Source organism: Salipiger sp. HF18 (genome assembly GCF_011806505.1).
Lineage (GTDB): Bacteria > Pseudomonadota > Alphaproteobacteria > Rhodobacterales > Rhodobacteraceae > Salipiger > Salipiger thiooxidans.
This window is the reverse complement of sequence record NZ_JAATOS010000412.1, coordinates 1-3,495: the sequence shown is the minus strand read 5'-3', so window position 1 is coordinate 3,495 and position 3,495 is coordinate 1. Positions and strand designations below refer to the sequence as shown.

General features: G+C 69.6%; 3 protein-coding genes. 2 read left to right on the top strand and 1 reads right to left on the bottom strand.

What is annotated here, in order from left to right; all coding sequences use genetic code 11:
- The first annotated feature begins 800 nt into the window (after window positions 1-800).
- Window positions 801-1,034, top strand: a complete 234-nt coding sequence (locus HC022_RS29420) for a hypothetical protein (RefSeq protein WP_368484713.1) — start codon at window positions 801-803, stop codon at window positions 1,032-1,034.
- 14 nt (window positions 1,035-1,048) lie between these two features.
- Window positions 1,049-1,738: a GMC oxidoreductase gene (locus HC022_RS29415; protein ID WP_254885218.1), complete on the top strand. Its 690-nt coding sequence runs from the start codon at window positions 1,049-1,051 to the stop codon at window positions 1,736-1,738.
- A 445-nt stretch (window positions 1,739-2,183) separates the two neighbouring features.
- Here HC022_RS29415 and HC022_RS21530 read toward each other — a convergent pair whose 3' ends face one another.
- Complete coding sequence (locus HC022_RS21530) at window positions 2,184-3,386, bottom strand: cytochrome P450 (RefSeq protein WP_167453779.1); 1,203 nt, start codon at window positions 3,384-3,386, stop codon at window positions 2,184-2,186.
- Between the last annotated feature and the right edge of the window lie 109 nt (window positions 3,387-3,495).

Sequence of the window (3,495 nt, the reverse complement as noted above, 5' to 3'; positions counted from 1 at the left end):
AACTGGTGCCGGGAATGCGGCATCTCGTCGGGGGTGGCGGCATGAGCGCGGAGCTGACCCCCTAAGACATCTTCGATGCCTGGCGCGGCACCTGCAATGCGGCATCACCCTGCCCGACGTCGGGCTCGCCTTACGCCACCTTCGGGCGGCTCAATTCCGCATGGGAAAACATCATCGTCTAAACCACCCGCTACGGCGGCTCGCATGCGGACAACGAATTCCCGATCGGCCCCGGCATGGCGCTCGACGTGGTTCCGGCGGTAGCTCTGGCGCGGCATGGGTTTCGTGACGCTCGAGGGCTACCTCAAGAACACCTGGGACGCGTGTGCTACGGGCTCGCCGCCAACGACATGCTGTCGCGATCCGCACCTGGCAGGCCTGCGACATCTCGGCCAACCCGCTCTGCAACGGCGACCGGGGGGCGGCGCTGGCGGCGATCACCGCGAGATCCATCGTCCTGCCCTGCCGCACGGATTTCCACTTCCCGCCCGAGGACAACGCGCGCGAGGTGGCCGCCATGCCAAACGCCGAGCTGCGCGTCATCGACCCGGTCTGGGGACATTACGCGGGCGGCGGGCGCAATCAGCCCGACACCGACACCATCGACGCTGCCCTGCGCGAGCTTCGTCGAGGCGGGCGGCCAGATTGGCGACCCGGTGCGGGAGACGGTCGAGGGCCAGGCCGAGGGCTTCGGCCTCTTCCGCATGAACGTGAAGGACGGCAAGCGGCGGAGCAGCGCCAAGACCTATCTCGGCCTCGCCTAGTCCCGTCCCAACCTCGAGATCAGGAGTCGCGTCGAGGTGCTGCGCCTCACCGGCGACGGCCCCCGCATCGACGGGCTGCGGGTGATGACGCCCTCCGGCGAGGAACAGCTCGCCGCCGGCCACGAGGTCCTCAGCGCCGGTGCCATCGGCACGCCGCACCTGCTGCTGCACACGGGCATCGCCCCCCGCTGCTGCGCCCGCTCGGCATCCCGCTGCGCGCGGACCTGCCCGGCGTGGGCGAGAACCTCGCACGAGACCACCTCCAGGTGAAGGTCAAGCACCGAATGACCGAGCCGCTGTCGCTCTGGGGCCATGCGACGTTTCCGAACGCACTCAAGGTCGGCGCCGGGTGGCTCATCACCGGCAAGGGCGTCGGCACCCAACACGGGCTCGAGGCCGGCGCGTTCCTGCGCCTCGGCGCGGGCCGTGGCAGGCCGGACACGCAGCTTCATTCCATCAACATGCTGGCCTTCGACGGCGCCACCGCCGAAGACCGCGGTCACGGCTTCGCCATCGACGAGACCCAGCTGCAGCCCGAGAGCCGGGGGCGACTGACCATCGGCTCCAACGATCCCCGCGACGCGCCGCTGATCGACCCGAACTCCCTCGCCGCCGAGACGGACCGCATCGCCCTGCGCGGCGGGCTGAAGATGCTGCGCGCGCTCTGCCGCCAGCCCGGCCTCGCGCGCTTCGCGGGCACGGAGCTGCTCCCCGGCCCCGCCGCTGCCAGCGACGCGGATCTCGACCGGTTGGCGCGGCGGACGGCGGATCCGATCTACCACCCCGTCGGCACCGCCAGATCGGGCCCCGACGCGCTGGCGGTGTTCGACCCCGCGACCATGGGCGTGCACGGCATCTCCGGGCTCTCGGTCGCGGACGCCTCGGTGATGCCGAGGATCGTCGGCGGCAACACCAGTGCCGCCCCGATCCTCATCGCTGCCCTCGGCGCAGAGAAGATCGACGCGGCCCTCTGACACCGGTGGGCACCGGCATAGCCCCCGAGACCCGCCCAGCGCCGCCACGCAGCCAGAAAGACCACAAGCACAGCCCCAGGACCCAGGGCCACCCAGCGCGTGAGCCCAATCCGCAGACCCAATCCGGCCAAACCCCACCAAATCCGAAAACCATCACCAAACCGCCCTGACGCCGCGACCCCCGCCATCACATCAGCCGACGCTCCGCGCCAATACCCACACCAGACCCCACCCAAAGAAGCCGCACCCACCTCAATCAAAACTCCACGCCAGCAGCGCCCACCTCAATCAAAACGCCCCGCCAGCAGCGCCCCTCCAAATCAAAACGCACACCGCCAGACGCCCCCAGCGCCGCGTCCGCCCTTCATCTTGCCCCTAAACTCCGGGGAGTGTGAGGGGCTGGCCCCTCACTCCTGCCCCCGTCACCAGGCGCACCGCCCCCGCTTCAGCGCGGCGCGAAGGTGATCGGCAGCGCGATGGGCCCGGTGTTGCCGCTGTCGGCGAGCCATGTCGCCCCCTCGCCCACCACCGGCGCGGTCATGCGGGCCGAGAGCACCCGGTAGGCCACCGCCATGTCGTTGCGCGCCACGAGGTTGCCGAGGCAATGGTGCACGCCGCCGCAGAAGCCATAGTTGCGGGCGCGTTTCCCGGTGATGTCGAAGGGCGCGTCGGCCATCACGGCGGGATCGGTGCCGGCGCTCTCGGAGTAGAGGTGCAGCACGGTACCGCGCGGGATGGTGATGCCACCGTAGTCGAAGTCGCGCGTCGCCTCGCGCGAGACCCAGGTGATGGTCGGTCGCATCCGCATCACCTCGGTCGCCGCCGCCATGTCGAGCGAGGGATCGGCGGCCAGCGCCTCCCACTGCCCGGGGTGGTCGGCGAACATCGACATCCCCAGTCCAAGCTGGTTGCGGGTGGTGTCCACGCCGGCGAAGGCCAGCATCAGCGCAAGGTTCCAGAGTTCCTCATGCGACAGCCGGTCGCCCTCGTCGCGGGCCTGCACCATGACCGAGAGGATGTCGTCGCCGGGGTTGGCCTCGCGCGCCTTCAGCACCTCCGAGATGAAACCGCCCAGCTCGACGGTGGCCGCCTCGATCTCGTCTACGAGGTTGGGGAAGTTCACGCCCAGCGCCAGCCCCATGGTGGCAGAGGTGCGCAGAATGAAGGGCGCTTCGCTTTCGGGCAGGCCCAGCAGCAGGCACAGCACCCGTGCCGCGTAGGGGTCGGCGAACTCGGCCATGAAATCGCAGGTGCCGCGGTCGATGAACCCGTCGGCGAGATCGTTGGCGATGCGCTCGAAATCCCCCATCAGCGTCTTCACGATCTTCGGCGAGAAGGCCGGATTCACCAGCCGCCGCAGGCGCCAGTGGTCGTCGCCCTCGGTCACCAGGATCGACTTGTTCCACCAGTCCGCGAAGACCCCGCCGGTCACGCCGTTGAGCGCGGGCCAGGCGTGGCTGCCCTGGATCAGCGCCTCGTGGGTCAGCAGTTCGCCCATCTCCTTGTGGCGCAGCACCGCGAGACCGTAGGGCGTGCGCGCGTACCAGCTGCGCGCCCTCGCCGCGCGCACCGGCGCGGAGCGGAGCGAGAAGGCGGGGTTAGACACGTCGAGAAACGGCGCGTCCGCGAAAAGCGTCCCGGTGCTCACGGCAGGCACTCCATTTGGGTCTCCTTGTCCCAGTCGGTGACGGTAGACAGGAAGCGCGCCCATTCGTCCGACTTGTACGCATGGTAGAGCCGGAACATCTCGCCCGGAA

Bases quoted from the DNA above. Each gene is read 5' to 3' on its own strand.
- HC022_RS29415 (WP_254885218.1), top strand. From the start codon at position 1,049: ATGACCGAGCCGCTGTCGCTCTGGGGCCATGCGACGTTTCCGAACGCA.